Genomic DNA, 477 nt, shown 5'->3' on the forward strand with positions numbered 1-477 from the left:
ATGAGGGCGTCCATGAGGCGCAGGCCCTCGAAGGCGTCGCGGGCGTAGCGGACCTCGCCCTCGTAGAGCTCGTGGAGGTCCTGTTCGACGTAGGCCCTGGTCAGGGCCGCGCCGCCGAGGATCACGGGGTACTTGGCGGCCAGGCCGCGGCCGTTGAGCTCCTCCAGGTTCTCCTTCATGATCACGGTGGACTTCACCAGGAGACCGGACATGCCGATGACGTCGGCGTCGTGCTCCTCGGCGGCCTCCAGGATCGCGGAGACCGGCTGCTTGATGCCGATGTTGACGACGTTGTAGCCGTTGTTGGACAGGATGATGTCCACGAGGTTCTTGCCGATGTCGTGGACGTCGCCGCGGACGGTGGCCAGCACGATCGTGCCCTTGCCCTCCGCGTCGGACTTCTCCATGTGCGGCTCCAGGTGGGCCACCGCGGTCTTCATGACCTCGGCGGACTGGAGCACGAACGGCAGCTGCATC

At 66.5% G+C, this 477-nt stretch carries 1 protein-coding gene; it reads right to left on the reverse strand.

Annotated features, from left to right (window positions below; all coding sequences use genetic code 11):
* The coding region (locus tag K7G60_RS38690) for a cobalamin-dependent protein (protein WP_225805642.1) at positions 1-477 on the reverse strand (477 nt) is incomplete at both ends.

The organism is Streptomyces sp. NK15101 (assembly GCF_020400725.1).
In the GTDB taxonomy this organism is placed as follows: domain Bacteria; phylum Actinomycetota; class Actinomycetes; order Streptomycetales; family Streptomycetaceae; genus Streptomyces.